Source organism: Streptomyces sp. NPDC023723, from assembly GCF_040639815.1.
Taxonomy (GTDB): domain Bacteria; phylum Actinomycetota; class Actinomycetes; order Streptomycetales; family Streptomycetaceae; genus Streptomyces.
This window is the reverse complement of sequence record NZ_JBFAAP010000011.1, coordinates 40,153-65,395: the sequence shown is the minus strand read 5'-3', so window position 1 is coordinate 65,395 and position 25,243 is coordinate 40,153. Positions and strand designations below refer to the sequence as shown.

The window sequence follows — 25,243 nt, the reverse complement described above, 5'->3', positions numbered from 1 at the left end:
TGGAAGGCATGACCCCGGCGCACACCCCCGCCTCCGCACCGGCCCGCCCGCCGGGTCTGCGGGAGCGGAAGAAGCTCAAGACCCGGCTCGCGATCAGGGCGGCGGCGTACGCCCTGATCCGCGAGCGGGGCTACGACGCCACCGGCGTCGAGCGGATCGCCGAGCGCGCCGAGGTCTCGCCGAGCACCGTGCTGCGCTACTTCCCCACCAAGGAGGACATCGTCCTGTGGGACGACTACCAGCCCTTGGTGGCGGAACTGCTGGACCACCACCCGGCCGACGAACCGCTGCCGCAGGCGCTGCGCCGGGCGCTGCACCGCGCGACCGCCCTCACCCTCGGCGAGAACCCGCACTTCGGCCGGGACGACATGCTGCTCCGGATCCGCCTGGTGGCCGAGGTCCCGGCCGTCCGCGCCCGGCTGCTGGAGACCATGTCCGGCACCGGCCGCCTGCTGTGCCGCGCCCTGGCCGGCCGCACCGGCCAGGGCGAGCGCGACCTGGAGCTCCGGGTCTACGCGGTGGGCCTGACGGGAGCCCTGCTGGAGACGGTGGTCTACTGGGTCGAGCAGGGCTGCCGGGACGACCTGACGCTGCTGACCGACCGCGCCCTCGCCGTCTTCCGGGACCTGCCCGACACCCGGCGATCATGACATCCTGAACAGGTGAACGGTCCCGAGATCCGCGTCGAGTTCGCCCCCGAGCTGCTCCTCTTCGTCCCCCGGGCCCGGCCGACGGGCAGTGTCCCGGCCGCCACCGACGGCGTCTCCACCCTCGGCCACGTCGTGGAGTCCCTCGGCGTCCCGCTGACCGAGGTCGGCACCCTGCTCGTCGACGGCCGACCGGTGCCGCCCGGCCACGTCCCGACGCCCGGCGAGTCGGTGACCGTACACCCCGTGGACCGCCCGCAGCAGGTGCCGGGCGCCCCGTTGCGCTTCCTGCTCGACGTCCACCTCGGCACCCTGGCCCGCCGGCTGCGCCTGCTCGGCGTGGACACGGCCTACGAGTCGACCGACATCGGCGACCCGGCGCTGGCCGCCCGCTCCGCCGCCGAACGCCGCGTGCTGCTCAGCCGCGACCGGGGCCTGCTGCGCCGCCGCGAACTGTGGGCCGGCGCCTTCGTCCACAGCACCCGCCCCGACGACCAGCTGACCGACATCCTGAACCGCTTCGCCCCCGCCCTGCGCCCCTGGACCCGCTGCACGGCCTGCAACGGCACGCTCCGCGAGGCCACCAAGGAACAGGTCGCCGACCAGCTGGAAAGCGGCACCCAGCGGTCGTACGACGTCTTCGCCCAGTGCGCGTCATGCGGCCGCGCGTACTGGCGCGGAGCGCACCACGGGCAACTGGAAGCGATCGTCAACCGATACGCCGGGTAACCGCCTCCCGCAACCGCCCGGCATCGGTGGTAGGCGCGTCACAGGTGAAGTTCCGGCACACGTACGCCGCCGGCTCCCCGCCGACCAGCCCCCGCCCGGCAAGCAACGGAAACTCCTCGCTGCCCGCCGCGCCGAACGCGACCACCATCCCCGGCGCCGTCCCGAGCAGCGCCACCCGCCGCAGCTCCCCGTCCCCCACGACCGCGACCTCCCGCGGCCCGTCGAGCAACGCCTCCGCCGCCGCCAGCCCCCACCCCACGAACCTCGGCACCCGCGGCCCGAGCGCCTTCACCACGCCCAGCGCGTGCTCCGCCGCCTCCCGGTGCGGCCCGGACCCGGTGTGCGCGGCGTACGTCAGCAACGCCCCGGCCGCCGCCGTCCACCCGGAGGGCGCCGCGTTGTCCGTCGGGTCCTGGGGCCGCCGGATCAGCCGCTCCGCGTCCACCGCCGTGTCGTACAGCGACCCGTCCGGGTCGCGGAACCGGGTCAGCACGTGGTCCAGAAGCAACCCGGCGAAATCCAGCCAGACGCCCTCCCCGGTGACCGAGGCCAGCGCGAGGAAGCCCTCGGCGACATCGGCATAGTCCTCCAGCACCCCGGCGTTGGTGCCCGCCCGCCCGTCCCGGCTGGTGCGGGTGAGCCGGCCCTGGTCGTCCAAGTGCAGCCGGACCAGCAGGTCGGCCGCGGCGACGGCGGCCTCGACCAGGTCGGGCCGGTCGAAGTAGGCGCCGGTCTCGGCCAGCGCGGCGATCGCGAGGCCGTTCCAGGCGGCGACGACCTTGTCGTCCCGCCCGGGAGCGGGCCGCCGACCCCGCGCGGCCAGCAGCCGTTCCCGTACCGACCGGACCCGCTCGGCGTCGAACACGCCCTCGTGCTGCGGGAGCTGGAGCACCGAGGCGCCGTGCTCGAAGGTGCCCTCCTCAGTGACGCCGAAGTACTGCGCGGCGAGCTGGGCGTCCGCCTGGCCGAGCACCGCGCGCAACTGCTCGGGCGTCCACACGTAGTACGCGCCCTCGACGTGCCGGCCGGTGCCGTCGTCGCTGTCGGCGTCCAGCGCGGAGGCGAACCCGCCCTCGGCGGTGCGCAGTTCACGGACCAGGAAGTCGGCACTCTCCAGGGCGACCCGGCGGGCGAGGCCGGACCCGGTGGAGCGCCACAGATGGGCGTACACGCGCGTGAGCAGCGCGTTGTCGTACAGCATCTTCTCGAAGTGGGGCACGACCCACTCCCGGTCGACCGAGTACCGCGCGAACCCGCCGCCCAGCTGGTCGTAGATCCCGCCCCGGGCCATCCGCTCACAGGTGTCGGCCGCCATCTGCGCCGCGCCCTCCGCGCCGGTACGGGCGTGGTGGCGCAGCAGGAACTCCAGCACCATGGACGGCGGGAACTTCGGCGCCCCGCCGAACCCGCCGCGCCGCTCGTCGTACTCCCGGGTCAGCCCCAGCAGCGCCGCCGCGAGCTCCTCCTCGCCGGGCACCTGGGCGTCGCCGTAGGAGATCTCCCGCCCGGCCAGATCCCGGACGATCTTCCCGGCCACGTCGGTGACCTCCCCGCGCCGCTCGGTCCACGCCTGCTGGACGCCGGTCAGTACCTGCCGGAAGGACGGCATGCCCTGGCGGGGCGCGGGCGGATAGTACGTACCGAAGTAGAACGGCTCGGCGTCCGGCGTGAGGAAGACCGTCATCGGCCAGCCGCCCTGCCCGGTCGCCGCCTGCACCGCCTCCATGTAGACGGCGTCCACGTCGGGGCGCTCCTCGCGGTCGACCTTGACGCTGACGAAGTGCGAGTTGAGGAAGTCGGCGGTGGCCCGGTCCTCGAACGACTCGTGGGCCATGACGTGGCACCAGTGGCAGCTGCTGTACCCCACGCTCAGCAGCACCGGCACATCCCGCCGCCGCGCCTCCTCGAACGCCTCGGGCGACCAGGGCCACCAGTCGACGGGGTTCTCGGCGTGCTGGAGCAGGTAGGGGGACGTCTCGCGGGCCAGTCGGTTCGCCATGGGGTCCATCCTGCCCCAGTACCCGCGCCGCACCGGACAGCACACCGCCGGGGCTCTCCCCAGGGAGTTCACACCGCAGGACACTTGACCCGCGCGCCAAGTGGGAAGGACCCGTGAACGGGCGGGCCCTCGGAGGGGGACGGGACATGCGGGACAGTCATCGGGCGGAGGCCGACCGGCTGCTGGTGCGGGCCGTGGAGGAAGAGGTGCGGCGCACCGGCGGGCGGGTGGACGGCGGGGTGCTGCTGTCCCGGGCGCGCGGCGCGCTGGACTCGATGGCGCGCACCGCCGCCGAGGAGTACGACGCCTACACCCGGGCGCTGGACGAGGCCGGCGCCGGGCAGCTCACGTTCCGCCAGCGCTGGGCCCGGGAGGGCGCGGGCACCCCGCTCGCGGTGGCCGCCGTCGCGGCCGTCGCGGCGGCGGTGGCCGACGTCGCGCTGGGCACCGGCACCGGCACCGCGGTGGGCGCGGGCCTCGCGGTCGGGGTGGTGGGCGCGGCGGCGACCGTGGTGAAGGTGATGGGCGCGCATCTGCCGGCCGCGCATCACCGGGCGGGGGCCGTCAACCAGCCGGGCGGCCCCGGGCAGTTGCGGCTCCAGTGGCTGACGGCGCTGGAGGTGCGCGGCATCCGGCCGTTCCTGGACCAGCAGCGGGTGCTCGCCGCGTCGACCGGACCGAGCAAGCCGGGGCCGAAGCTGCGCGGCGCGGACAAGAGCGCGGCGGCCCGCGGGCGGACCGTGCTCGAGCAGTCGTTCGGGCAGCTGCCGGTGCCGGACGGCGTGTTCGCGGGCCGGCGGCAGGAGACGGCCCGGCTGCGGCAGTGGGTGCGGGCGGCCCGCGCCAGTACCGAGACCAAGCCGACGGTGGTGGTGCTGCACGGGGCGCCCGGCAGCGGCCGTACGACACTGGCGGTGCGTGCCGCCCACGATCTGAAGGACTACTTCCGCGGCGCCTGCGTCGTCGATCTGCGCGGCGAGACCACCGGCGATCCGCTGCCCACCCGGGACGCCCTGCTGCACCTGCTCAACCGGCTCGGCGCACCCCGGGAGCAGTTGCTGTTCCGCGAGCGTTCGTCGGCGGACCAGCAGGTCAGACGGCTGAGCGAGCTGTACCACCAGCATCTGACCGGCGTCCCGGTCGTTGTCGTCCTGGACGACGCGAGTGATGTGGAACAGGTGCGCGCGCTGCTCCCGGAACGGTCCGACAGCCTGGTCCTGATCACCGCGCGCCGGCCGCTCGACCTGCCCGCGGACCTGCCCGCCCGGGTGCACCAGCTGCCGGTCGAGCCGCTCGACGCGGCGGGCGCCGAGGAACTCCTGCGGGCCACCGCGCAGGACACCGACGGGCCCTACGACGCCGAGTCCGCCGACCTGATCCGGGACCTGTGCGGCGGGCTGCCGCTGGCGCTGCGGGTCGCCGGGTCCGCGCTCGGCCCGCGCTCGCCGCGCGCCCTCGCCGCCGACCTGGGCGCCTACGGCCCGGTGGAACCCGTCGAGCGGGCGCTGTGGCTGCGCTACACCGACCAGCCGGAACCCGCCCGCAGGCTGCTGCGCCGGCTCGCGCTGGCCGGCCGTACCTCGCTGGGCGCCGCCGCCGCTGCCGCGCTGCTGGCCACCGACGAGACGGCGGCCACCAAGCAGCTGACGGCGCTGTCCCGGGCCGGGCTCATCGACCACGTCCGCGGCAGCCGCTACCGGCTGCACGACGTGGTCCGCGCCTTCGCCCAGGCCCGGCTGCTCGACGAGGAGGAGCCGGCCGAGCGGACCGCGGCGCAGGAACGGCTGATCACCAACTACGGCGAGCTGGCCGACTCGGTGCTGCGGCTGGTCGACGGCAACATGTCGACCCGCTCGGACCGGTTCGGCCCGCACGGCTTCACCTCGCTGGACGAGGCGCTGCGCTGGCTGGACGACGAGTCCAGCTTCATCACGGCGACACTCCGGTACGCCGAGGGCGTCGACCAGGGCGCGGTGCTCAATCTGCTGGGCGCGCTGTGCGACTACTGCCTGCTGCGCGGCGACCTGTACCGGCTCGGCGAGATCAGCGACCTGGCGCAGGCCGTCGACCAGGGGCTGCTGCTGCGCTCGGTGCAGTGGCGTACCGGTATCGCGGCCCGCCAGGTCGGCGAGCTGGACAAGGCGCGCACCACGCTGGCCTCCGTGGTCGACCTGTATCTGGAGGCCCAGCACGACGCGGGCGCGGCCCGGGCGCTGACCTCGCTCGGCATCACCCTGCACCACCAGGGCAACCTGACCGGGGCGGCGGCCAAGCTGCACGAGGCCCTCGGCCTCCAGGCCGCCCCCGACCTGGCCACCGACCGGGCCTGGACACTGCACGCGCTGGCCGCGGTCCAGCGCGACCGCTCCCGGCTCGCGGAGGCCCTGGAACTGCTGGAGGAGTCGCTCGTCCTGCACCGCGCGGGCGAGTCGGTGCACGGCCAGGCGTGGGCGCACTTCCAGCTCGGCCAGCTCCATCTGCGCCGGGGCGACGTGCCGCGCGCGGAGGCCGAGCTGCGGGCCGCCCTCGGCCTGTACGGCCGTACCCAGGACCGGCGCGGCGAGGCATGGGCGCTGACCCAGCTGGCCCGGGCCCGGCTGGTCTCGGGAGACGCGGCGCGGGCGGTGGCGGAGCTGCGCGAGGCGGTCGGCCGGCACCGGGACAACGAGGACGCGCGCGGCGAGGCGTGGACCCTGTACTACCTGGGCCAGGCGCTGGAGGAGACCGGCGACCTGGACCGGTCGGTGCGCGAACTGGAGCGGTCCCGCACGATGTTCTCCCGGATGCGGGACGTCTACGGACTGGCCTGCGCCCGGCACCACTCGGCCCGGGTCACCCGCGACCAGCGCGCCGCGCAGACCGGTTCGCTGCGCAACTCCGGTTTCGCCCGCCAGCTCCTGGTCGACGCCCGCGCCGACTTCCACCGCATCGGCGTCGCGCACGGCGAGGCGTGGACCTGCCTGGAACTGGCCGTGGTCGACGCGGGCAACGGCCGCACCCCGCAGGCGCTCAGCCTGTGCGACGAGGCGGTCACCCTGTTCGCCTCCTACGGCGACCGGCGCGGCGACGACTGGGCCCGCTTCCTGCGCTGCACCCTGCTGCCGTACGCCGCGCCCGGCGGCGTCGAGATCGGCACGGCGGTCGCCCAGGAGGAACTGGCCCAGCTGACCCGCGCCACCCACCCGGCCCGCGACGAACGCCTGGCGGAGGGCCTGACCGCCTACGGCCTGCTGCTGGAACGCGGCATCCGGCTGGACTCCGGCTGGCAGGCCTGGCAGCTGGGCATGGTCCCCAGCCGGCACGCTCGGGAGGTCATGGGGGTGGAAGTGGAAGTCAAGCAGGGTTGACAATATGAGGAGTCGTCACGGGGGGATCGATGGACGAAGTGCTGCGCGGGCCGACTCCGCCGCCGCCGGTTCCGGAGCCGTTCGCCGGACGGGACGACGAGATGCGGGAACTGTCGTCGTGGCTGTCCGGCCCCGACGCAGTGGCACGGAGGCTGGTCCTGCACGGTCCGGCCGGGGTGGGGAAGTCCGCGCTGGCCGCAGCGCTGGTGCGCCGGCTGGGCGACGCGCTGCCGGTGCACTGGATCACCGCCGGTGCCGACGAGCACGTGGAGACGGTCCTGCTGCGGCTCCTCGCCGCGCACCGAGCACCTCGGCTGCCTGTGCTCGAAGCGGCGGTGCGGACGGACCGGACGGTCTTCGCCGACCTGCTGCGCGACCAGTGCCGACGGCACATCACCGGCTCCGTACTGGTCCTGGACGGCGTGCGGCCGGCCCTGGGCCGGGCCGTGCTGGACGCCGTGCGGCCGAGTACCAACATGGTCGTCGTCACCTCCCGGCAGCGCGGCCGGTGGGCCGGTCCGACCGTCCGCCAACACCAGGTGCGTCCGCTGGGCGCGCGGGACGCGGCCGGCCTGGTCGGCTCCCTGGCGGGCCCGGCCGCGACGCACGCCGCGGTGCGCCCGCTGGTCCGGGCGGCCCGGGGACTGCCGCTGTGGCTGCGGGTGGCGGGCGCGGTCCTGCCCCGGACCGCCACCGGTCCGGCGCCGCGCACACCGGACGACCTGTTCGCGCTCGCCGCCGGTCTGCTCGACGGCCGGGCCCGGCAGGCGCTCACCCGGCTGGCGCTGCGGGCCGCGGACGGCAGGCCCGTCGCCGTCCGGCCGGCCGAGGAACTGGTCGCCGAAGCCGGTGACCCGGATGCGTTGCCGGGCGTCTTCGACGGCCCGCTGGCGTACGGACTGCTGCGGCCGGGCCGGGAGGGCACCCTTGTGCTGCCCACGCCGGTCGCGCACGCCGCGCTGCGCGGCACGTCGGCCGCCGAGCGGGCCCGGGTGACCGCGGACCTGGGCAGCATCGCGTACGCCCTGGCCCGCCGCGCGGTGGGCACGCTCGACGGCCGGGGCCCCGCCGGCCGGCCGCTGACCGACGACGTGACACCCGCCCAACTGGCCGCGCACATCGATGAGTTCCTGGAACTGGCCGCTCACGACGAGGAACTCGCCGAAGCCCTGGCCACCCTCCTGGCCGTCGCCGGCGACGCCCACCGGCTGGTCGCCCTGCACCGCGTGTCGGGCCGCACGACCGGGGTCGCCCTGGCCGGCCTGCTGCGCGACCTGGGCCGGCCGGCCGCGGCGGAACCCGGGTTCCGGGCCGGGCAGTGGGAGACGCGAGCCGAGGGATGGTCCCCCGGCCCGCGGGGTGCCGCCGAGAACATGTACTGCTCCGGTGAGCTGACCCGCACCCTGAACGCGGTGCGGCGGGCCACGCCCGACGACGAGGCCGGGCTGGCCTGGCTGGCGACGGTGCAGGGGGCCGCGCTGTGCGACCAGGGACGCCCGCTCGAAGCCCTGGCGGCGATCGAGTCGGCGATCGAGGGGCACCGCCGCACCGGTTGCGCCCGGGGGCACGGCTGGGCGCTGCTGCACCACGCCCGGGCCCTGCTGTCGGCCGGCCGGCTGCTCCAGGCCGAGCACTCGCTGGGCCAGGCCGCCGCGTCGCTCGCCACCGCGGGCGACACCCGCGGCCGCAACTGGGTCGCCACCGAATGCGTCCGGCTCCATCTGCTGCGGGACCGCGGCCGGGAGGCCCTGGACGCGGCGCAGCGGGCGCTCACCTCGCACGAAGCGGCCGAGGACATCCGGGGCATGGGCTGGACCTGCCTCTATCTGGGGCTCGCCCAGGGACTGCGGGGACGCACCGGTGAGGCCCGGGTGGCGTTGCGGGCCGCATCAAGGCACTTCCAGGACTGCGGGGACCAGGTGGGCGCGGCGTGGGCCCGGCACCGCCACCTGCTGCTGACGGCCGGCCGGGGCCGGGCCGGGGAACTGGAGGCCGTGGCGAAGGAGTTCGCCGCCGCCGGCTGCCCCGTCGGTCAGGCGTGGTCGCTGGTCGAGGGTGCCCTGCGGACCGACTCACCGCAGGGCGTCGACGAGTTGCTGCGGCCCGCGCGGTCCGCGTTCAGGGACCTCGACGACCAGGTGGGTCTCGCCTGGCTGGAGGCGGTACGGCGGTTTCGCGGCGGATACGGCGAGGTGCACGTCCCCGCGCCCGCCCGGCAGGCCCCCTTCCCCGCGGACTTCGCCGGGCGGGAGGCGCTGGACGCCGGTCTGCGGGCGTTCTGGCGGGTGGTGGACGCCGGGCAGCCGCCCGCCATCCCGATGCGCGCCCGCGACATCGTCGGTGTCCCCGTCCGCAATCGGACCAAGCCACTGACGCGGTACCTCGCGGACCGCGCGGGCGCCGGCCCGCTGCCCCGCTGCCAGATCCGCCTCACCCTCCTCGACCCGTCCCGCATCCTGCTGCGCGTGATCCCCGCCGCGGACCACCCCTGGGCCGCGGCCGAGGACGACCGCCCCTGGCTCACCGCGGTCGCCCTCCCCCTCACCCCCGCCACGGTGGAACCGGCCACCGCCCTGCTGCGACCGTCCGAACGGGAAAACCACGGTGCCGAGTTCGACTTCACGGCGGCCCGCCCGGGCCTGCACGTCATCCGCTTCACCGTCGCCCTGGAACGCACCGGCACGGTCCTCCAGCAGGTCGAGACCGAACTGGAGATCCTGGACGCCGACCGGGCGGACGGCCGCGCCGCACCGCACGCGGTCTCGGGGTGGGGACGGTAACGGCGCATGAGCACCGAACTGCGGGTACGGATCGTGCAGGACCCCAGCGACGGCTTCACCCGGCTCCCGGACGACCTGGCCGAGGGCCCCGACATCACCGTCAGCCTCGACGCCCTGGCCGACGGCCGGATACGCGCCCGGCTGTACGGGCCCGCCGTGCCGTACCAGTACGGAACCGAGCACCGGGTGGACCTGGCCGTGCGCCCCGAGGAGATACGCGCGGCCGCCGCGCGGCTGTGCCGGCACTGGAAGGACCTGCTGATCGACTTCCGGGCGCTCGCCCCCGACGGCCGCCCGCTCCCGACCGGGCCCGAACAGCCGTACGCCTCTCTGGTCGACCTGCGGTCCCGGCCGCCGGGCGAGCTGTACGGCCTGCTGCACGAACTGGCGCTGGCCGGGTCGGAGTTGCTGTTCGGCACGCTGCTCGGCGGGGAAGATCCCCGGGTCCGGCGCTTCGGCGCCCACCTGGCCCAGGCGCTGGACGGCCGGGAGGGGCTGCGGGTCCGCTTCGACTCGGAGCTGTACGTTCCCTGGCCGATGGTCTGCCTGCCGCTCGACGACCTGCCGCCGCCCGGCGAGGACGGCGACCCCGGCACTCTCTTCCCGCGCTTCCTGGGCCACCGCCACCAGATCGAGCAGACCGGCGGCGCCTACCCGTGGCTGGACGGCCGGCGCGAGCCGCCCGTGGTGCCGTCGGTCAGCCTCAACCACGACCTGCGGGTCGACCGCCGGGGCCGGACCCGGGCCGCCGAGGTCGCCGCGGTGCTGGCCAAGGACACCCGCTTCGTGGAGCGCACCACGCGCGCCGAGTTCGTACGGGCGCTCGCGGACGCCTCCCTCGACGAGCACCTGATGTACTTCTGGTGCCACGGTCACTTCGTCGCCAACGGCGCCCAGCCCGCCGGCCTGGCCGTGCGGCTGACCGACCAGGTGCCGATCGACGCCCAGACCGTCCGGGACCGGCGACGCCGCTTCTCCCACGACAGTCCGTTCCAGCCGTTCGTCGTGCTCAACGCCTGCCACGCGGGGATTCCCGAAGGCGGCGGCGACGTGGCGTTCCTGGGCCGGGAACTGATCCGGGCCGGTGCCCGCGGTGTGCTCGGCCCGGGGATCGAGATGCCGCAGGCGTTCGCCGCCGAGTACGCCCTGGAGTTCGTCACCCGCTATCTGCGCGGTACGGCGACGGCCGGCGCGGTCGCGCATGCCGTGACCCGGCACTTCACCGACGAGCTGGGCAATCCGCTCGGCCTCGCCTACGCCCTGCACCACGGCATGGACAGCAGGCTGGAGCGGGCCGTCACCGACACCGCCGGCGGAACCGGCGCCGGCCAGGAGATCACCGTATGACCGAGCACGTCCTCGACCACAGCGTTCGCGTCGTCGACCTGGCTGCCGACGGCTGGCTGCTGGAGGACACCGCCGCGGGTCCCCGGCCGGTCCCCGCCGACCGGCTGGCGGACCACTTCGCCGAGGAACTGGCGCCGCCCGACTGGGCCACGGACCTGATCGTCTACGTCCACGGCTGGCAGACCGGCCCGGAGTCCGCGCTCGACGCGGTGGGCCGGCTGCTGGCTCTGACGGCCGCGCGGTACGCCGCCGGGGACTATCCGCGGCTGAAGCCGTGGCGGCCGTGGACGGTGCTGGTCCGCTGGCCGTCCCGGTCGCTGTTCTCCTTCGGCGGCTACCGCCGTATCCGGGACCGGGCGCACGCCATGAGCACGGAGGGACACGCGGCCAAGGTCATCGGCCGGCTGCTCGGCCAGCTGGACCTCCACCGGGCGGACCCGGCCGCACCGCCCGTCCTGGCCAACCGCGACGGCCAGTACCTGCATCTGGTCGGGCACTCCTTCGGCTGCCGGTTCCTGTGCGAGGCCGTGCAGTGGGCGGCGGACGAACCGCTCACGCTGGGCTGGAGCACCCCGGAACCGGCGGGCCGGCCGTTCACCGTCGACTCGATGCTGCTGTTGCAGATGGCGGCGCCCCGCGACGCCTTCACGACCACCTTCACCGCGCTCGGCGAGGCCCCGTTGCGCGGCCCGGTCGTGGCCACCTACTCGCAGCACGACCGGGCCACCGGGTTCTGGCATCTGCGGGCCGAGAAGACGGCGGGCATCGGCCACGCGGGCATCGGCCCGGCGCCCGCGCCGGTGTCCGCGATCCGCATGCTGCCGCCGGGCGAGCCCTACCCCCTCGCCATCCTCGACCACCGCTTCGTCAGCGTGGACGCGAGCGACGTGTTCGTGCACGGCAACGGGTTCGCGGGGGCCCACTCCGACCATCTCCGACCGGAGTCGGCCCACCTGCTGCTGTCCCTGGCCGAACACTCCCGGTGACCGTCGCCGGTTGGCGGCGTGGCGACGGTCAGCGCTCGCGTGCGGTCGAGCTGGTCCAGCTGGCCAGGAGATCGAGTGCCTGGCGTCCGGGTGAGTCGGGCTCGGGCGAGTAGATGGTGATGCGGAGCCCGGGGTCAGCGGGCAGATCAAGGGCTTCGTAGGGCAGCGCCAGGTTCCCGACCAGCGGGTGGTGGAGTCGCTTCACGCCGGAGTACTGGAACTTCACGTCGTGCCTGGCCCAACGCCGGGCGAACTCGTCGCTCTTCGTGGAGAGCTCTCCGATCAGGTCCGTCAGGCCCTTGTCTTTCGGCGAGTGGCCGGTCTCGGTGCGCAGGAAGGCCACCGAGTCGTTGGCGGCCTTCTCCCACTCGGGCCAGAAATCGGCGGAACCAGGATCGAGGAACAGGAATCGCGCGGTATTGACCGGACCGCGCTGCGCGAACAACGGGGAATCGTAGACCGGGGCATACAGGGCCTGGCCGAGAGAGTTGGCGGCGAGGATGTCGAACCGCCCGTTGCGGATGTAGGCCGGCAGGCCGGTCATCGCGTCGAGCATCCGCTGGACCACCGGTCGGATCCGCCCGGTCGCGGCGGGTGGCCGGCGCCCGGACGCGGTGGCCGAGCGGGCCAGGCCGTAGAGGTAGGACCGCTCGGCATCGTCCAGCTGAAGTGCGTGGGACAAGGCGTCCAGCACCGAGTCCGAGGCACCGCTCAGGTTCCCGCGCTCAAGGCGGATGTAGTAGTCGACGCTCATCCCGGCGAGCAGCGCCACCTCCTCCCGGCGCAACCCGGTCACTCGCCGTTTGACACCGAAAACGGGGAGTCCTGCCTGCTGGGGCGTAATGCGGGCGCGACGGGAACTGAGAAACTCCCGCACCGCACCGGCCTGCTCACGCCGCTCGCTGTCGGTCACATCGCCACCCTAGGTCGCGTGGCGGTGTGCTGGGAGGTACTGCCGTTACCCGGAAGAGCAGTAGCTCCCACCCGCGCACGCATACGAGTCTCATTCGATGGACCACCAGCGGTCCACTCCACACCTCGACGCATCAGGGAGCCCAACATGACGATAAGGCGAGTAGCCACTGGCCATGACGCGGAGGGCAAGGCTGTTTTTGCCAGCGACGTGGAACTCGAGCACGACGGGGGCGGTGGCCCCATTTACCAGATTTGGGGCGGCGACCACAAAGGCGTGCGCTTCCCTGACGCCGGTTCGGAGCCGGTCTGCGAGGACGAGTACTTCCCGAGGACCGGCGGATTTCGCTATGTAGTGGTCACGCTGGCACCGAATGGCGCAGACCCGTTGCCGGAGCCGGCACCGGGCACATTCACCCCGCGACGGCGAATGCGTCACGGCTTCGACGGTAATTTCCCCGAGGGCGGCGGGATGCACAAGACGGCCAGCATCGACCTCATGGTGGTCTTGTCCGGAGAGCTCACCCTCGAACTCGACGACGGCGCCCGCAAGACCCTGAAAGCAGGCGACACGATCATCCAGAACGGAACGAAGCACCGGTGGATCAATAACGGCGACGTACCAGCGGTCTGTGCGGCCGTCATCATCGGTATCGATCACGCCGACTTCGCCTAGCGGTACGGGCGAGACGGCTCCGCCACCGTCATCGCCCAGGGCACCGACTGCACCAGCGTCCTCGTGGAGATCACCGACAAGGCGCCGTGGGTACCGCTACCTAATCGCCACTTCGGTCCCCGCTTCCGGGTGTGCGCGCGCCGGCGTCACCGCCGGTCGGCGCACCGGCCTCGGTGTTCTCGCCCTCGGCGAAGTCGACCTTGCCCATGTGCCGGTTCATCGACTTCATCAGGAACCACACCGCCACGGCCAGCACCGCGAAGACGATGAAGCCGAGGACACCGGGGGTGACCTTGTCCTCGTCCACCTCGGCGAGGGTGACGAGGTGTGCCATTGCCAGGCTTGCGCTTGCGCTCATGTCAGGCATTCTCCCGGATGCCCGCGAAGAGGTCGTCCTCGGGGAGGGAAGTGTCCACGAGCGACTTCGCGAGCTCGTACTCCTCGGTGGGCCAGACCTCCTTCTGGAGATCCATCGGGATCCGGAACCAGCCGCCGTCGGGATCGATCTGGGTGGCGTGCGCGATCAGCGCCTTGTCGCGGATCTCGAAGAAATCGGCGCACGGCACGTGCGTGGTGAGCGTGCGCTCCACCCGCTCCATCTCGTTCCAGCGCTTGAGCCACTCCCCGTAGGGCGACTCCAGGCCGCGCTGGAGCATCGCGTGGTGCAGCGCCTCGGTGCGCTGCCGGTTGAAGCCCTGGTTGTAGTACACCTTCAGCGGCTGGTACGCCGGTCCGTACTCGCTCTCCGGGTACTTCTCGGTGTCCGTCGCCCCCTCGAACGCCACCATCGTGATCTTGTGGGTCATGATGTGGTCGGGGTGCGGGTAGCCGCCGTTCTCGTCGTAGGTGGTGATCACCTGGGGACGGAAGGCGCGGATCTTGCGCACCAGCTCGCCGGCCGCCTTGTCGACGTCCTCCAGGGCGAAGCAGCCCTCCGGCAGCGGCGGCAGCGGGTCGCCCTCGGGCAGCCCCGAGTCGACGAAGCCGAGCCACTCCTGCTTGACGCCCAGGATCTCGCGGGCCTCGTCCATCTCCTTCCTGCGTACCTCGTGAATGTTCTCCTCGATGTACGGGTCGCCCTGGAGCTTCGGGTTGAGGATGGAGCCGCGTTCCCCTCCCGTGCAGGTCACCACGAGCACGTCCACTCCCTCGGACACGTACTTCGCCATGGTGGCCGCGCCCTTGCTCGACTCGTCGTCGGGGTGGGCGTGGACGGCCATCAGTCGCAACTGGTCAGTCAAGACTCGATCCTCGGTTAGTCGGCGCCCCGGTGTCGGAAGGCGCGATCCATCTGTGCCGCCCCGCGACGGTCGTCCTCGAGGGGCGGTGGTCGGGTGACGGGCGGGCGGCTTCTATAGTGACCGAATCGGGGGGCGAATAATTCCGGGGCCCGGCTCCGGAGGCCCTGCCGGGGCTTCCGCTCCGCTCCTGCCGAGAGGACGATCATGAGTACGGCGACCACGCGCCCGCCCGAGAGCCGGTACGGCCGCTCCTCGGACGCTCAGGCCGACCGCACTCTCAAGGTCGTCGGCACCGTTCTCGGCATCGCCCTGCTCGCGCTGATCGGCTGGTTCGGCTACCACTACGTGGCGCAGAGCGAGATCAGCGGCGAGGTGATCACCTTCGAGACCGGCGAGAAGTCGGTCAAGATCCACCTCGAGGTCCGCAAGGACGCCGGCGTCAGCGGCTACTGCACCGTGCGGTCCCAGTCGGAGGACGGCGCCGAGGTCGGCCGGGCCGACTTCCGGTTCGAGGGCGAGCAGACCCGCTTCGACAAGGTCGTCACCCTGCGCACCAGCGCCCGGGGCTCCACGGCCGAGCTGCTCGGCTGTCACGCGGACTGACCGGCCCCAGGCCGTCGAACGATTCCGTCGCCGCTGACCTGCGCCGACGTGACACTGACGGCTTATGTCCTCCCCCTTTGGCCCGTCAATTGTTAGGCTCGTGGTTTCGCCCTTCCGTAGAGGAACATGTTCCTGGGTAGGGCGATGCTTTGTATTCCCAGTACCGACGAGGAGCACCCTGTGACCCAGACCAGCGAGAACGTCACCTGGCTGACCCAGGAGGCGTACAACAAGCTCAAGGAAGAGCTTGACTACCTTACTGGTCCTGCGCGCACGGAGATCTCTGCCAAGATCGCCGCGGCGCGTGAGGAGGGGGACCTGCGCGAGAACGGCGGGTACCACGCGGCGAAGGAGGAGCAGGGCAAGCAGGAGCTCCGTGTCCGCCAGCTGACCCAGCTCCTGGAGACCGCCAAGGTGGGTGAGGCGCCCGCGGCGAACGGCGCCGTGGCGCCCGGCATGGTCGTCACGATCGCGTTCGACGGCGACGAGGACGACACCCTGACGTTCCTGCTCGCCTCCCGCGAGTACGCGAGCTCCGACATCGAGACCTACTCGCCGCAGTCCCCGCTGGGCTCCGGCGTGAACGGTCACAAGGTCGGCGACGACGCGGAGTACGAGCTGCCGAACGGCAAGAAGGCCTCCGTGAAGATCCTCAAGGCCGAGCCGTACAACGGCTGATCTCTGCCTGATCCCCGATCTCCGTTGTCCGTGACCGGCCCCGGCGTCCGCTTCCAGCGGGCCGCCGGGGCTTCGTCATGCGGGCGCCGGCGGTGCGGTCACGCGGTCGCCGAGCGGTACTTGCGGACCGCCGGCGTCCTCAATATCAGGATGATCAGCACCGAGTGGATCAGCGAGGCCCACGCCGGGTGCCGCATGGGCCAGGCACCGGAGGTCGACACCCCGGGGTTGCCGAACAGCTCGCGGCCGGCCTGGAATCCACGAACGCGTTGGAGACGAAGGTGACCGGGAACAGCCAGATCAGTCAGTCCGTCGGAGATGGCGTGTGCATGTTGTCGGCCATGCCCGCGTCCGCGCCGGCCGCGGCGAGGGTGACGGTCCGCGCGAAGCTGCTGAGCGGGTCGGCCAGACCCTTGTGCCGAGGCACCCCCCTTCTCCCCGTCGGCCCTCACCGTCGCGCTGATCGTCGGCCGGCTCTCGGACCGCCTCGGGCGCCGGCCAGTGATCCTCGCCTCGGCCGTCCTGGCGTGACCCGTCAGCCGCTCCGGGCGGCATCGGCCGTGGCAAGCACGTCACCGTTCGTGCCACCACCGGCCGACGGGCCGGTGTCCGGGGCGTCCCGGAAGCGGCCCGGGGAAATTCCGTACTCCCGGCGAAAAGCAGCGCCGAAGGCAAACTCGGTCGAATATCCGAGCTCGCGTGCGATGACCGCCAACGGCGCGTCGCTCTCGCGGAGCAGCCTCGCCGCCCGGGCCAGCCGCACCTCGGTCAGGTAGTCCCGGGGCGGCTTGCCGAGCACCCTGGTGAAGTGACGGGTGAAGGCGGTGCGCGACATGCCGACGGCGGCGCTCAGCTCGGAGACCCGCCAGGTTTCGTACGGTGCGCCATGGATGTGCCGCAACGCGGAAGTGATCACCGGGTCGTTGACGTACGGGCCGCCGGCCGTCCCGTTGTCCCGCAGCCACTGGCGTACCACGTGCACCAGCAGCAGGTCCACCAGTGCCGAGCGGCTCGCGTCCGCACCGGGTCCCGGTGCGGACAGGTCGGCGACAAGCAACTCGGCCAGTGACGTCGTCCAGGAGGCGCCCTTCTCCGGTGACGTGACGACGAGGCCCGGCAGCGTGGCCAAGTAGTCGTGCGCCCTGCCGCGCCGCAGGTGGTACGCACCACAGAGGAACTCGAAGTCGGCGGGCCCCGAGGGCGGGGGCGGCACGTCCGTACTCGCGGGCGGCAGTTCGCGCAGCGCGCACGGCGCGTGACTCAGTCCGTGCCTCGCGCCGGCGGCGACGAGTACGACATCACCCGGGCGCAGAGCGCGCGGCGGCGCCTCCTCCGTGACGAGCCAGCCCCGGCCCCGCAGCACGACGTGGAAGCCACTGCCGGTGAACTCGTCGTACCGCATGCCCCAGGAACCCGTCTCGCTGACTCGGCGGGCGTAGGACCGGCCGGTCCGGATGCTGCCGATCGCCTCGCTGAGGAAATCCACGCGCCGAGGCTAACAGCCGGTCCCCGCACCGAATCGTATGCCTGCGCGTCATCGCAGTATGGCCGTGCGGCTGCCGCGAGAATTGACTTTACGCATGATGAACAACCCCCCGGTGAGTGAGTACGAAAAGGTCCTGCTGGCCGACGCGGCAGACACCGAACGGCACAGCCGCCTGACGGCGGCAGGTGTCGCCGCTCTGCGGGGCAGCGGGGCACTGGCCTTGCGCACACCGATCGAGTACGGCGGACAGTGGTGCGACGCACCGACGGTCACCCGCCGGCTGACCGAGCTGGGCCGGGTGTGTCCGTCGGCCGCGTGGATCGCCGGTACCTGTGCTACGGCCAAGACCATGGTGGCCCTGCGCCACGACGCCCGGGTCCGCGGGGAGTTCTTCGCCGACCCAGGGGCGCTCGCCTGCGGCTCCGGACTCCCCACGGGCCGCGGAGTCCCCGAGGCGGGCGGCGTACGCGTCACGGGCCAATGGGACAACGTCTCCGGCTGCGAGTCCGCGGAATGGGCGAACCTGTCCCTGATGGTCGACGGGGGCTATCACCTCGCGGTTGTCCCCCTCGTGGACCTGGCCATCGAGCGGAACTGGCACATGGCGGGCATGCGCGGCACGGGCAGCCAACGGCTCGTCGCCGACGGACTGCTGGTACCCGCGCACCGCGTCGCGCGCAGCGGCCCGCCCCAGCCGCAGGAGCAGTTGTTCTTCGGACTGTGTCTGCTGGCCCCGATCGTGGGCGCGGCGCAGGGCGCGCTGGACGCCGTGCGGGACATGTTCCGGTCCGACCGCAAACCCTTCATGACGAGCTACACGAGCATGGGCGACTCACCCGGCGCCCGGCACTGGCTGGCCGACGCCTCGTCACTGGTCGACCGGGCAGGCAGGACCGCGCTCGCCATCGCCCAGGACAGCACGCGGGACGATCTCACCGACCTCGACCGCGCCCACCTGCGTGCGAGCATGGCCGGCGCCGCGAAGGATTGCCGGGACGCGGTGGAACTCATGCTCGACCTGCATGGCGCCAGCGGTTTCCGCGAGACCAACTCCCTTCAGCGCTACTGGCGCGACGTCGCGGTGGGCAGCCGCCATCCCGCGTTCAGCACCTACCTCACCACCGAGAACCTGGGCACCGCGCTGATCTCCTGACGGAGGTCGTGCACGGCAGGTGGTGCGGCGTCGAGGATGTCAGCGGGGCTTGATGTCCGCGTCTGCCGTGCCGATGTCCGGAGGATCGGTACCCGATGGCGTCGCATCACGCCGAGCCGGCAGGCGCTTCTGGTCATACTGAAACGATCAGTACCGATCAAGTGGCGGACGAGCGCCTTACCCGTCAGTCGCGCGGTACTTGCGTACCGCAAGGGTCCGGAAGACCGTGATGATGAGGACGGACCAGATGAACGAGGCCCAGACGGGGTGCTGCATGGGCCATGCGTCGGACTGCACGACGCCCGGGTTTCCGAAGAGGTCTCGCGCCGCCTGCACGGTCGCGCTGAATGGGTTCCAATCAGCGATGTGCCGCAGCCAGGGGGTCATCTGGCTGGAGTCGACGAACGCGTTCGAGATGAACGTGACCGGAAACAGCCAGATGATACCGCCCGAGGTCGCCGCCTCCGGGGTGCGGACGGACAAGCCGATCAGGGCGCCGATCCAGGTGAAGGCGTAGCCGAGCAGGAGGAGCAGACCGAAGGCGCCCAGGATCTTCGCGGCGTTGGTCGGCTCGGCCGAGCCCGTGCGCCAGCCCACCATCAGCGCCACGATCGCGAGGACGAGCATGGTGATGCACGTCTGCACCAGGTCCGCGACGGTCCGGCCGGTCAGCACGGCACCGCGCGCCATTGGCAGGGAGCGGAAGCGGTCGACGAGGCCCTTCTGCATGTCGTCCGCGATGCCGGCGGCCGATCCGGCGGTGGCGAAGGTGACGGTCTGCGCGAAGATGCCGGCCATCAAGAAGTCCGTGTAGACGTCCGGGTCAGTGGTTCCACCGACGCTCATCGAGCCGCCGAAGACGTAGGTGAACAGGACGACGAACATAATCGGCTGGATCACGCCGAAAAGGAGCATCTCGGGAATCCTGGTCATGCGGATCAGGTTCCTGCGGGCGATGACCAGCGAGTCGGCGACCATGCTCATGCGGGGCACCCCTTCCCTGCGCTCGGACGCCGGTCGAGGGAACCGGACGAGTGGAAACGAGATCCAACCGAGCGAACGAGATTGGGGATGCGGGTCATCCGGATCAGGTTGCGGCGGGCGACGACCAGGGAGTCCTTGACGGACTGGACGGCGCGGCTGCGAGGCGGCTCGATGCGGACGGTGTGGGTGCGGGCGCTCACTTGGCGGCCTCCTTCTCGGTCTCCTGGCCGTTTTCCTCCTCCTCGGCCGTGTGGCCGGTGAGGGAGAGGAAGACGTCGTCGAGGGTGGGGCGGCGCAGGGCGATGTCGTCGATCTCCATGCCGCGGGTGTCCAGCTCCCGGATGATCTCGGAGAGCAGCTTCGCGCCGCCGGTGACCGGGACGGTGAGCTTGCGCATGTGCTCCTCGACGGTGGTGTCGCCCTTGCCGAAGCCGCGCAGTACCTCCGAGGCGGCCGGGATGTGCTCGCGGTCGTGCACCACCACCTCGACGCGCTCGCCGCCGGTGCGGGCCTTGAGCTGGTCGGAGGTGCCCTGGGCGATCACCCGGCCGTGGTCGACCACCGCGATGTCGTGGGCCAGGTGGTCGGCCTCCTCCAGGTACTGGGTGGTGAGCAGCAGCGTCGTCCCGCCGGACACCAGTTGCTTGATGACCTCCCACAGTTGCTGGCGGTTGCGGGGGTCGAGGCCGGTGGTCGGCTCATCCATGAACATCACGGGCGGCGAGACGACGAGGGCGGCGGCGAGGTCGAGCCTGCGGCGCATGCCGCCGGAGTAGGTCTTGGCGGTGCGGTCGGCGGCGTCGGCGAGGTGGAACTGCTCCAGCAGCTCGGCCGCCCGCCGCTTCGCCGCCTTGGCCCGCATCTGGTAGAGCCGGCCGACCATCTGGAGGTTCTCCCGGCCGGTCAGGTATTCGTCGACCGCCGCGAACTGGCCGGACAGGCCGATGGACCGGCGTACCGCGTCGGGTTGTTTCAGTACGTCGAGGCCGGCCACGACCGCGCGGCCGCTGTCGGGGCGCAGCAGGGTGGTCAGGCAGCGGACGGCGGTGGTCTTGCCCGCGCCGTTCGGCCCGAGCAGGCCCAGGACGGTGCCCTCGGGGACATCGAGGTCGACGCCGTCCAGAGCCCTTACCGTGCCGAAGGTCTTCACCAGGCCCTCGGCATAGATGGCGCCAGGCATATCAGTCTCCACGTCGTCGGGGATTCTTCGGATGGCCTGTCTTCGCGCTCACACTAACGCGATGTATCGCGTCTTACAACGGACTTGCTCGAACGAGTGACAAGGTGGTGCTGAGCGGCGCCGGGCGCCCCCCGTCGCTACCCCATGACGGTGTAGCCCGCGTCGCGCAGGGCGCGGCCGACCTCCACGCAGTGCTCGGGGCCCTTCGTCTCCAGGTGCAGTTCGACCTCCGCCTCCGTGAGGCCCAGCCGCGGATCGGTCCGCACGTGGCTCACATCCAGGACGTTAGCGTCGACCACTGACAATGCCCCGAGCAGCGTGGCGAGGGCGCCCGGCCGGTCCGGCAGCCGCAACCGGACCGCCAGGTAGCGGCCCTGCGCGGCCATGCCGTGCCGCAGCACGCCCTGCATCAGCACCGGGTCGACGTTGCCCCCGGACAGCACCGCCACGACCGGGCCCTCGAACGACCCCGGCTCGGCCAGCAGCGCCGCCACCGGGCTCGCACCGGCCGGCTCCACCACCAGTTTGGCCCGTTCCAGGCACAGCAGCAGCGCCGCCGACAACTGGTCCTCGGTGACCGTACGGACCTCGTCGACCAGGTCGCCGACGATCCGGAACGGCACGTCGCCGGGCCGCCCCACCCGGATGCCGTCGGCCATCGTGGCGGGGTGGGCGAGGGCGACCGGACGCCCGGCCGCCAGCGACGGCGGGTACGCCGCCGCGCCCTCGGCCTGCACGCCGACCACCCGCACCTCGGGCCGCAGCTCCTTCACCGCGACCGCGATCCCGGCCGCCAGTCCGCCGCCGCCGACGCCGACCACGATCGTGCGGACCTCGGGGCACTGTTCCAGGATCTCCAGGCCGACCGTGCCCTGGCCGGCGATGACGTCCGGGTGGTCGAAGGGGTGGATGAACACCGCGCCCGTCTGCCGCGCGTACTCCTGGGCGGCGGCCAGCGTCTCGTCGACCACCTGGCCGTGCAGCCGCACCTCGGCGCCGTACTCCTGGGTGGCGCTGATCTTGGGCAGCGGGGCGCCCTTCGGCATGAACACGGTCGAGGTCACGCCCAGCAGCGACGAGGCGAGCGCCACGCCCTGCGCGTGGTTGCCGGCGCTCGCGGCGACCACGCCGGCGGCCCGCTCCTCGGGCAGCAGGCCGGCGATCCGCACGTAGGCGCCGCGCAGCTTGAAGGAGCCGGTCCGCTGGAGGTTCTCGCACTTGAGGTGCACCGGGGCGCCGACCAGCTGGGACAGGTGCCTGCTGCCCTCCATGGCGGTGGTCCGCGCGACGCCCGAGAGCATCTTCTGGGCCCCGCGCACGTCGTCGAGGGTGACGGTCCGCGAGAGGCCAGCCGTGCTGTAGCTCATGACACCAGCATCGCAGTTCGCGGCCGGCGCACGTCTTCGGGCCCAACGTCCGAGACCGGCTTTGCGCAGCGCCGGTACGCCCTGCGCCCAGTCCGCGTACCCTGTCCCCCAACCCAGCAGCCCTTCACGAAGTGAGCCCCCGGCCATGCCCACAACACCTGAAATGTCGATGGACATGACGACCGCCGGTGACCCCGGTCTTCTCGACACGTTGCAGCACGAAGTGGCGGTGTTCGCCCGCCGTGCCGAACAGACCCGGCTCGGCGGTGTCGGGCAGGTCCGCAACACCATGGACCGCGCCGCGTATCTGCTGCTCAACCGCCTCGACAAAGAGGGTCCGATGGGCGTCAAGGCGCTCGCCTCGAGCATGGGGATCGACTCCTCCACGGTCACCCGGCAGGTCGCCCCGCTCGTCGACACCGGACTCGTCAAGCGCACCTCGCACCCCGAGGACGGCCGCGCGGTCGTGCTCCAGTTGTCCCCGCGCGGGGTGTCGCGGCTGGAGGAGGTGCGCTCCTCCCGCCGCCAGCTGATGGCCGAGCTGACCCAGGACTGGGCGCCGGAGGAGCGCGAGGCGTTCTGCGCGCTCCTCACCCGCTTCAACGGCGCGCTGTCCGCCCGTACCTCCCAGGGGGCGGCGGGAACGGAGACCCCGCCGGTCTCCTGAGCCCCGTACGCACCGGCGAAGTCGCTCGCGGCCCCGCCCGGCGGTACGCGCGCGTGCCGAAGTGTTCCCGGCCCCTTGACCGGTGGACCGCCGCTGTCCTCAGATGAGACCGGCGGGGTCGCCCGTACGTGGGAGGCGCGGTGCGCGAACGGCATGCGGCGCGGGATGTCCGCCGGGCCCGGGAGTTCGAGGCGTTCGTCGCGGGCGCGGCGGGGCGGCTGCTGCATGCCGCCACCCTGCTCACGGCCGAGGCGCCGGACGACAATCCGCACGCGCGGCGTCTGCTGACCCGCTCCCTGGCGCACACCTACGTCTGCTGGGACCGCCTGCGCGGCGAGGACCCCTACGACCGCGCCCGCCAGTACCTCGCCACCCGGTTCGCCCGCGAGGTCCGGCACCGCCGCCGAGGCCCCGGACGCGGCCGCGGGCGGCCGGCCGGTCCGCTGGCCGGGCTGGGTCCGCGGGAGCGCCTGGTGCTGGTTCTGCGGCTGTACGAGGGCGTCGCCGAGGAGCAGGCCGCGGCCCTGCTCGGCCTGGAGCGGGAACGGATCCGCACGGTGTGCGACCGGGCAACGGCGACGTTGCTGCACGCGCCGGCGCGGGGGGCACGGGAGGTGCCGGGAGCGCCTGGGACATCGGGGGCGCGCCGGGGGCAGCGGTGATGCCGGGGGCGTCAAGGGCAGCGATGATGCCGGGGGGCGCGGAGAGCACCGGCGTCAGGGGCGGCGCGGCGGGCGCGTGCGGAGGCGGCATCGTGAGGTGGGCGCGAGTGCGGCGTGCTCCCGGCGGGCGCGCCGGGGGCGAGCGGAGACGGCCGACCCGGCCCGGCACCGGCGGGGGCCCCCGCGGCGGCCCCGGAACAGGCACGCGAGACCACGACGTGCGGCACGCGCGCGTACGGCACGCCCCCAGCAGGCGCGCCGGACGCGAACAGAGGCGCCCCGGCCCCGGCAGCCGTGCCGGAAGGCGCTCACGCCGCCGACGCGCCCCCGGCGGGCGGGCCGGCGGCGCGGGGCGGCTGGCGTGAACCGCGCGGAGCGGGAGGCGGCGGTGCGGCGGGTCATGGAGCGGTCGGCGCCCCGGGTGCCGCCCGGGCTGTACGCCGAGGCCGTCCGGCGCGGCGGCCGTCTGCTGCGTCGCAGGGCCGCCGCCCGCCGTCTGCTGTGGCTGCTGCTCCTCGCCGCCGCCGTGGCCTTCGCTCTCTGGGCGCTGACCGTCCAGCCGTGGGTGGAGCCGCCGTCCGAGACGACGCCGCCGCTGACGGGGTGGTGACCGGACCGGTCAGCCCAGGGCCTGCTGGAGGTCCTCCAGCAGGTCGTCGGCGTTCTCGATGCCGACCGAGAGGCGGACCAGGTCGGACGGCACCTCCAGGGCGGAACCGGCCGCCGAGGCGTGCGTCATCCGTCCGGGGTGCTCGATCAGCGACTCGACGCCGCCGAGGGACTCGCCCAGCGTGAACACCTTCGCGCGGTCGCAGACCTCGACGGCCGCCTCCTCGCCGCCCGCCACCCGGAAGGAGACCATCCCGCCGAACGCCCGCATCTGCTTGGCGGCCGTCTCGTGCCCGGGGTGGTCGGGCAGGCCCGGGTACAGGACGTGCGTCACGCGCGCGTGCCGGGTGAGCAGGTCGGCGACCTTGCCGGCGTTCTCGCTGTGCCGGTCCATGCGCACCGCGAGGGTCTTGGTGCCGCGCAGCACCAGCCAGGAGTCGAAGGGCCCGGCGACCGCGCCCATCGCGTTCTGGTGGAACGCCAGTTCCTCGCCCAGCTCCGGGTCGCTGACGATCAGCGCGCCGCCGACGACGTCGGAGTGGCCGCCCATGTACTTGGTGAGGGAGTGCACGACGACGTCCGCGCCGAGGGCCAGCGGCTGCTGGAGGTAGGGGGTGGCGAAGGTGTTGTCGACGACCAGCCGGGCCCCGGCCTCCCGGGCCACCTGGGCGACGGCGGCGATGTCGGTGATGCCGAGCAGCGGGTTGGAGGGCGTCTCCACCCAGACGGCCCTGGTCTTCGGGGTGAGCGCGGCCCGTACGGCGGCCGGGTCGGCGGAGTCGGCCACCGACCACTCGACCCCCCAGCGGGTGGCGACCTTGGCGAAGAGCCGGAAGGTGCCGCCGTACGCGTCGTTGGGGATGACCACGTGGTCGCCGGGGCGCAGCAGGGTACGCAGCAGGCAGTCCTCGGCGGCCAGACCGGAGGCGAAGGCCAGGCCGCGGCGGCCGCCCTCCAGAGCGGCGAGGTTCTCCTCCAGCGCGGTCCGGGTCGGGTTGGCGCTGCGGCTGTACTCGTAGCCGCCGCGCAGGCCGCCGACGCCGTCCTGCTTGTAGGTCGACACCTGGTAGATCGGCGGCACGACCGCGCCCGTCAGGGGGTCGGCGGTGTTGCCCGCGTGGATCGCGAGGGTCTCGAAGTGCTGACTGAAATGCCTGTCGCTCATGGGCCCGAGCGTAGTGCGCCGCGGG

At 72.9% G+C, this 25,243-nt stretch carries 24 protein-coding genes and 1 pseudogene; 13 read left to right on the top strand and 12 right to left on the bottom strand.

Annotated features, from left to right (window positions below):
- Nucleotides 1-8 precede the first annotated feature (8 nt).
- Together AB0G32_RS15315 and AB0G32_RS15310 are read left to right on the top strand one after the other, a co-directional pair.
- Nucleotides 9-650, top strand: a complete 642-nt coding sequence (locus tag AB0G32_RS15315) for a TetR family transcriptional regulator (protein ID WP_361162670.1) — start codon at nt 9-11, stop codon at nt 648-650.
- Nucleotides 651-662: 12 nt separating this feature from the next.
- Nucleotides 663-1,376: a Mut7-C RNAse domain-containing protein gene (locus tag AB0G32_RS15310; RefSeq protein WP_361162669.1), complete on the top strand. Its 714-nt coding sequence runs from the start codon at nt 663-665 to the stop codon at nt 1,374-1,376.
- Here the strand turns inward: AB0G32_RS15310 and AB0G32_RS15305 are convergent.
- Nucleotides 1,357-3,375: a thioredoxin domain-containing protein gene (locus tag AB0G32_RS15305; RefSeq protein WP_361162668.1), complete on the bottom strand. Its 2,019-nt coding sequence runs from the start codon at nt 3,373-3,375 to the stop codon at nt 1,357-1,359. The two genes, AB0G32_RS15310 and AB0G32_RS15305, sit on opposite strands and share 20 nt — an antisense overlap.
- A gap of 146 nt (nt 3,376-3,521) precedes the next feature.
- On the opposite strand from AB0G32_RS15305, the gene AB0G32_RS15300 reads away from it, so the two are divergent.
- Genes AB0G32_RS15300 through AB0G32_RS15285 form a run of 4 tightly spaced genes read left to right on the top strand, consistent with a single transcriptional unit; the run spans nt 3,522 to nt 11,835 of the window.
- Nucleotides 3,522-6,722: a tetratricopeptide repeat protein gene (locus AB0G32_RS15300; protein ID WP_361162667.1), complete on the top strand. Its 3,201-nt coding sequence runs from the start codon at nt 3,522-3,524 to the stop codon at nt 6,720-6,722.
- A 29-nt stretch (nt 6,723-6,751) separates the two neighbouring features.
- Complete coding sequence (locus tag AB0G32_RS15295; protein WP_361162666.1) at nt 6,752-9,502, top strand: ATP-binding protein; 2,751 nt, start codon at nt 6,752-6,754, stop codon at nt 9,500-9,502.
- A 6-nt stretch (nt 9,503-9,508) separates the two neighbouring features.
- The gene (locus tag AB0G32_RS15290) at nt 9,509-10,849 is read left to right on the top strand and encodes a CHAT domain-containing protein (RefSeq protein WP_361162665.1); all 1,341 of its coding nucleotides are present in this window, start codon (nt 9,509-9,511) and stop codon (nt 10,847-10,849) included.
- Entirely contained in the window at nt 10,846-11,835 is a 990-nt protein-coding gene (locus tag AB0G32_RS15285) for a hypothetical protein (protein WP_361162664.1), read from the top strand. Before AB0G32_RS15290 ends, AB0G32_RS15285 begins: the two co-directional genes overlap by 4 nt.
- A gap of 28 nt (nt 11,836-11,863) precedes the next feature.
- Here the strand turns inward: AB0G32_RS15285 and AB0G32_RS15280 are convergent, their stop codons facing one another.
- Nucleotides 11,864-12,748: a helix-turn-helix transcriptional regulator gene (locus AB0G32_RS15280; RefSeq protein WP_361162663.1), complete on the bottom strand. Its 885-nt coding sequence runs from the start codon at nt 12,746-12,748 to the stop codon at nt 11,864-11,866.
- Nucleotides 12,749-12,895: 147 nt separating this feature from the next.
- Here AB0G32_RS15280 and AB0G32_RS15275 point away from each other — a divergent pair, with 147 nt between their 5' ends.
- The gene (locus AB0G32_RS15275) at nt 12,896-13,423 is read left to right on the top strand and encodes a cupin domain-containing protein (RefSeq protein ID WP_361162662.1); all 528 of its coding nucleotides are present in this window, start codon (nt 12,896-12,898) and stop codon (nt 13,421-13,423) included.
- Nucleotides 13,424-13,523: 100 nt separating this feature from the next.
- Here the strand turns inward: AB0G32_RS15275 and AB0G32_RS15270 are convergent, their stop codons facing one another.
- Both AB0G32_RS15270 and mca read right to left on the bottom strand, forming a co-directional pair.
- Complete coding sequence (locus AB0G32_RS15270) at nt 13,524-13,790, bottom strand: hypothetical protein (protein ID WP_361162661.1); 267 nt, start codon at nt 13,788-13,790, stop codon at nt 13,524-13,526.
- Complete coding sequence (gene mca / locus AB0G32_RS15265) at nt 13,783-14,643, bottom strand: mycothiol conjugate amidase Mca (protein ID WP_361162891.1); 861 nt, start codon at nt 14,641-14,643, stop codon at nt 13,783-13,785. The genes AB0G32_RS15270 and mca overlap by 8 nt, the downstream gene beginning before the upstream one ends.
- 225 nt (nt 14,644-14,868) lie before the next feature.
- Here mca and AB0G32_RS15260 point away from each other — a divergent pair, with 225 nt between their 5' ends.
- Together AB0G32_RS15260 and greA are read left to right on the top strand one after the other, a co-directional pair.
- Complete coding sequence (locus AB0G32_RS15260; RefSeq protein WP_361162660.1) at nt 14,869-15,267, top strand: DUF4307 domain-containing protein; 399 nt, start codon at nt 14,869-14,871, stop codon at nt 15,265-15,267.
- A 180-nt stretch (nt 15,268-15,447) separates the two neighbouring features.
- Nucleotides 15,448-15,945 carry a transcription elongation factor GreA gene (gene greA / locus AB0G32_RS15255; protein WP_361162659.1) on the top strand — a complete coding sequence of 166 codons (498 nt, stop codon included), beginning with the start codon at nt 15,448-15,450 and terminating at the stop codon, nt 15,943-15,945.
- 98 nt (nt 15,946-16,043) lie between these two features.
- On the opposite strand, the pseudogene AB0G32_RS15250 reads toward greA, so the two are convergent.
- The 3 genes and pseudogenes from AB0G32_RS15250 to AB0G32_RS15240 all read right to left on the bottom strand — a co-directional run.
- Nucleotides 16,044-16,249 (bottom strand): annotated as a pseudogene (locus tag AB0G32_RS15250) (ABC transporter permease); the annotation flags it as partial.
- Nucleotides 16,250-16,372, bottom strand: coding sequence for a hypothetical protein (locus AB0G32_RS15245; RefSeq protein ID WP_361162658.1), 123 nt, complete (start codon nt 16,370-16,372; stop codon nt 16,250-16,252).
- Between the two features lie 108 nt (nt 16,373-16,480).
- On the bottom strand, nt 16,481-17,431 hold the full coding sequence (locus AB0G32_RS15240) for an AraC family transcriptional regulator (protein WP_361162657.1): 951 nt from the start codon (nt 17,429-17,431) through the stop codon (nt 16,481-16,483).
- 112 nt (nt 17,432-17,543) lie between these two features.
- Here AB0G32_RS15240 and AB0G32_RS15235 point away from each other — a divergent pair, with 112 nt between their 5' ends.
- Nucleotides 17,544-18,584, top strand: a complete 1,041-nt coding sequence (locus tag AB0G32_RS15235; RefSeq protein WP_361162656.1) for an acyl-CoA dehydrogenase family protein — start codon at nt 17,544-17,546, stop codon at nt 18,582-18,584.
- A 177-nt stretch (nt 18,585-18,761) separates the two neighbouring features.
- Here the strand turns inward: AB0G32_RS15235 and AB0G32_RS15230 are convergent, their stop codons facing one another.
- The 4 genes from AB0G32_RS15230 to ilvA form a co-directional block, all read right to left on the bottom strand.
- Nucleotides 18,762-19,568, bottom strand: a complete 807-nt coding sequence (locus AB0G32_RS15230) for an ABC transporter permease (protein WP_361162655.1) — start codon at nt 19,566-19,568, stop codon at nt 18,762-18,764.
- Entirely contained in the window at nt 19,565-19,768 is a 204-nt protein-coding gene (locus AB0G32_RS15225) for an integral membrane transport protein (protein ID WP_361162654.1), read from the bottom strand. The genes AB0G32_RS15230 and AB0G32_RS15225 overlap by 4 nt, the downstream gene beginning before the upstream one ends.
- Nucleotides 19,765-20,748: an ATP-binding cassette domain-containing protein gene (locus AB0G32_RS15220; protein WP_361162653.1), complete on the bottom strand. Its 984-nt coding sequence runs from the start codon at nt 20,746-20,748 to the stop codon at nt 19,765-19,767. The genes AB0G32_RS15225 and AB0G32_RS15220 overlap by 4 nt, the downstream gene beginning before the upstream one ends.
- Nucleotides 20,749-20,885: 137 nt before the next feature.
- On the bottom strand, nt 20,886-22,115 hold the full coding sequence (ilvA, locus tag AB0G32_RS15215) for a threonine ammonia-lyase (RefSeq protein ID WP_361162652.1): 1,230 nt from the start codon (nt 22,113-22,115) through the stop codon (nt 20,886-20,888).
- A 145-nt stretch (nt 22,116-22,260) separates the two neighbouring features.
- On the opposite strand from ilvA, the gene AB0G32_RS15210 reads away from it, so the two are divergent.
- The 3 genes from AB0G32_RS15210 to AB0G32_RS15200 all read left to right on the top strand — a co-directional run bounded on the left by AB0G32_RS15210 (nt 22,261) and on the right by AB0G32_RS15200 (nt 24,054).
- Complete coding sequence (locus tag AB0G32_RS15210; protein WP_361162651.1) at nt 22,261-22,782, top strand: MarR family transcriptional regulator; 522 nt, start codon at nt 22,261-22,263, stop codon at nt 22,780-22,782.
- Between the two features lie 140 nt (nt 22,783-22,922).
- Nucleotides 22,923-23,444 carry a sigma factor-like helix-turn-helix DNA-binding protein gene (locus AB0G32_RS15205; protein WP_361162650.1) on the top strand — a complete coding sequence of 174 codons (522 nt, stop codon included), beginning with the start codon at nt 22,923-22,925 and terminating at the stop codon, nt 23,442-23,444.
- Between the two features lie 361 nt (nt 23,445-23,805).
- Complete coding sequence (locus AB0G32_RS15200; RefSeq protein WP_361162649.1) at nt 23,806-24,054, top strand: hypothetical protein; 249 nt, start codon at nt 23,806-23,808, stop codon at nt 24,052-24,054.
- A 9-nt stretch (nt 24,055-24,063) separates the two neighbouring features.
- Here AB0G32_RS15200 and AB0G32_RS15195 read toward each other — a convergent pair whose 3' ends face one another.
- Nucleotides 24,064-25,218, bottom strand: a complete 1,155-nt coding sequence (locus AB0G32_RS15195) for a cystathionine gamma-synthase (protein ID WP_361162648.1) — start codon at nt 25,216-25,218, stop codon at nt 24,064-24,066.
- Between the last annotated feature and the right edge of the window lie 25 nt (nt 25,219-25,243).

Excerpts from the sequence above, each read along its gene's own strand:
- mca (WP_361162891.1), bottom strand. The coding sequence starts at position 14,643 with ATGGCCGTCCACGCCCACCCCGACGACGAGTCGAGCAAGGGCGCGGCC.
- AB0G32_RS15260 (WP_361162660.1), top strand. The coding sequence starts at position 14,869 with ATGAGTACGGCGACCACGCGCCCGCCCGAGAGCCGGTACGGCCGCTCC.
- ilvA (WP_361162652.1), bottom strand. The coding sequence starts at position 22,115 with ATGAGCTACAGCACGGCTGGCCTCTCGCGGACCGTCACCCTCGACGAC.
- AB0G32_RS15220 (WP_361162653.1), bottom strand. The coding sequence starts at position 20,748 with ATGCCTGGCGCCATCTATGCCGAGGGCCTGGTGAAGACCTTCGGCACG.
- AB0G32_RS15210 (WP_361162651.1), top strand. The coding sequence starts at position 22,261 with ATGCCCACAACACCTGAAATGTCGATGGACATGACGACCGCCGGTGAC.
- AB0G32_RS15295 (WP_361162666.1), top strand. The coding sequence starts at position 6,752 with ATGGACGAAGTGCTGCGCGGGCCGACTCCGCCGCCGCCGGTTCCGGAG.
- AB0G32_RS15315 (WP_361162670.1), top strand. The coding sequence starts at position 9 with ATGACCCCGGCGCACACCCCCGCCTCCGCACCGGCCCGCCCGCCGGGT.
- AB0G32_RS15305 (WP_361162668.1), bottom strand. The coding sequence starts at position 3,375 with ATGGCGAACCGACTGGCCCGCGAGACGTCCCCCTACCTGCTCCAGCAC.
- AB0G32_RS15285 (WP_361162664.1), top strand. The coding sequence starts at position 10,846 with ATGACCGAGCACGTCCTCGACCACAGCGTTCGCGTCGTCGACCTGGCT.
- AB0G32_RS15275 (WP_361162662.1), top strand. The coding sequence starts at position 12,896 with ATGACGATAAGGCGAGTAGCCACTGGCCATGACGCGGAGGGCAAGGCT.
- AB0G32_RS15230 (WP_361162655.1), bottom strand. The coding sequence starts at position 19,568 with ATGAGCATGGTCGCCGACTCGCTGGTCATCGCCCGCAGGAACCTGATC.
- AB0G32_RS15270 (WP_361162661.1), bottom strand. The coding sequence starts at position 13,790 with ATGCCTGACATGAGCGCAAGCGCAAGCCTGGCAATGGCACACCTCGTC.
- AB0G32_RS15195 (WP_361162648.1), bottom strand. The coding sequence starts at position 25,218 with ATGAGCGACAGGCATTTCAGTCAGCACTTCGAGACCCTCGCGATCCAC.
- AB0G32_RS15300 (WP_361162667.1), top strand. The coding sequence starts at position 3,522 with ATGCGGGACAGTCATCGGGCGGAGGCCGACCGGCTGCTGGTGCGGGCC.
- AB0G32_RS15290 (WP_361162665.1), top strand. The coding sequence starts at position 9,509 with ATGAGCACCGAACTGCGGGTACGGATCGTGCAGGACCCCAGCGACGGC.